A 2,182-nucleotide genomic window follows, 5' to 3' on the forward strand; every position below is an offset into this window, starting at 1 on the left:
TGTCGGCAACGCTCGAAAATGAGGCCGATCCGACGCTCGAAAACGAGGCCACCGGTTCGTGTCTTCTAGTCTGCCGTGTCTTGGGTTCTGATGCTGGGCAGAGTGTCGATCCCGCGGTTGCGTAGCCGGTAGCTGGCGCCCTTGAGGGTCAAGACGTCGGCGTGGTGGACGACGCGGTCGATCATCGCCGCGGCGACGGCCTGGTCGCCGAAGACACCGCCCCAGCCGCTGAACGGCAGGTTGGATGTGAGGATCAGCGAGGCGTGCTCGTAGCGGCTCGACACGAGCTGGAAGAACAGGTTCGCGGCGTCTTGCTCGAAGGGCAGGTAGCCGACCTCGTCGACGATGATCAGCCCGTAGCGGCGTAGCCGGGCGAGCTCTTGCGGTAGCCGTCCGGCGCGGTGGGCCTCGGTCAAGCGGGTGACCCATTCGGTGGCGGTGGCGAACAGGACCCGATGTCCGTGGTGGGCGGCAGCGATGCCCAGGCCGGTGGCCAGGTGGGTCTTGCCGGTCCCGGGCGGGCCGAGGAGCACCACGTTGCGGGCTTCGGTGAGGAACCCGCCTGATGCCAGGGCGGCCACCTGCTGGCGCACCGCGGACTGGGCATCGAAGTCGAACTCCTCGATCGTCTTGCGGGACCCGAACCCGGCGGCCCGGATCCGCAGCTGGGCACCAGATGCGTTCCTGGCTGCGACCTCACGGTCCAGGACCGCGGCGAGGTACTCCTCGTGGGTCCAGCCGGCGTCACGCGCGTGGTCCGCCAGCCGCCCGGCTGCTTCGGTGATCCGCGGCGCCTTCAACGCCGACGCCAGGTAGGTCAGCTGCTTGAGCGCCTCGGTCACGTCGCTCTTTGCCTTGGCTGCCATCAGGCCACCTGCTCGTCAGCCAGGCCGTCACTCAGGTCAGCCGGGGCATCGATGAGGCCGAAGGCACGGTCGTAGTCAGCCAGGTCCCGGACCAGCCCATGGTCGGGATCTGGTGCCGGTCGGGGGTTCTGGAACTGCTCACGAAGCCTCTTGGCCGCGGCGACGTGGGCGGGGTCGGTGATCGTCATTCCGCGCGCCCAGACCCGGTCGTGGGCGGCGACCAGGCGTCCCTTGTGGCGGACTTCGACCCGCGTCAGGTCTGCGGTCACGTCGACGAACCTGCCGATCACCGCGGGGTCGACAGAGTAGTCGGATGAGTCGATGCGGACGTAGTAGTCGCGTCCAAGCCGGACCCGGTTGACCCACCCGACCGCTGGTGGGACCGGCGGCATGGGCAGCATCGCGGACCGGTCGGCGTCGAGCAGGTCGACCGGTCGGGTCTTGATGGTGCGCACCACCCGGGCGTTAGCGATGCTGAGCCAGTCGGTGAGCTGGGTGTTGAAGTCGGACGGGGACGCGAAGTCACGACCAGGCATGAAGGAAGTCTCGAAGAACCCGTTGCGTCGCTCGACGATCCCCTTCGATTCTGGGTCGTAGGGCTTCAGACGTTGCAGTGTGGTGGCCAGGGTGCCGGTGAACGCACCGACTCCCTCAGCGTGCCGCTTGCCGCGGCCGATGCCGGACTCGTTGTCCCAGATCAGCCGACGCGGGACACGACCGAGCTGTTGGAGCAGCACCCACATCCCCAACAGCAGGTCCTCGGTGTGCCGGGTCGGGATCATCTGGGCGAGCATGAACCGCGAGTGCGCGCACGTGATCACCATGACCGGCAACAGGACCTTCGAGCTGTCTTCGAGGCCGATCTTCTTCGGCGGGAACCACAGGTCGCACTGCGCCGCGTCACCGGGCAGCCAGGTCAACCGGTCCGAGGGGTCGACCGGTCGATGCTCAGGACGCAGCCGGCGGACGTGGTCGCGGAACCAGGTGATCGACCCGGTCCAGCCGACCCGTTCGGCGATCACCGTGGCCGGCATGTCTGGATGATCTTTGAGCAGCTGCCGCACCGCAGGTTCGAACGCCGCGAACGACGTCGGCACCGCCGCCCGCTCGTACTTCGGTGGCCGATCCGAGGCCAACGCACGCGCCACCGTCGACCGTCCGACCCCGAGATCCTTCGCGACCTGACGCTGCGGAACACCATCCGCAACCAGCCGCCGAATCAAAGCCCAATCCTCCACTGAGATCACCCATCCAATCTGTCTGGGTGGCCTCGTTTTCGACCGTCGCTATGGCCTCGTTTTCAAGCGTCGTCGACA

The 2,182-nt window shown here is 67.4% G+C and carries 2 protein-coding genes; both read right to left on the reverse strand.

Going from position 1 to position 2,182, the window contains the following annotated elements; translation table 11 throughout:
* Positions 1–65 precede the first annotated feature (65 nt).
* Positions 66–866, reverse strand: a complete 801-nt coding sequence (gene istB, locus ACYVDA_RS20665; protein WP_460820426.1) for an IS21-like element helper ATPase IstB — start codon at positions 864–866, stop codon at positions 66–68.
* Positions 866–2,113 (reverse strand): IS21 family transposase, encoded by a 1,248-nt coding sequence (gene istA / locus ACYVDA_RS20670; RefSeq protein ID WP_460820427.1) that lies wholly within the window; start codon positions 2,111–2,113, stop codon positions 866–868. Before istA ends, istB begins: the two co-directional genes overlap by 1 nt.
* Between the last annotated feature and the right edge of the window lie 69 nt (positions 2,114–2,182).

This window comes from Nocardioides korecus, from assembly GCF_054778395.1.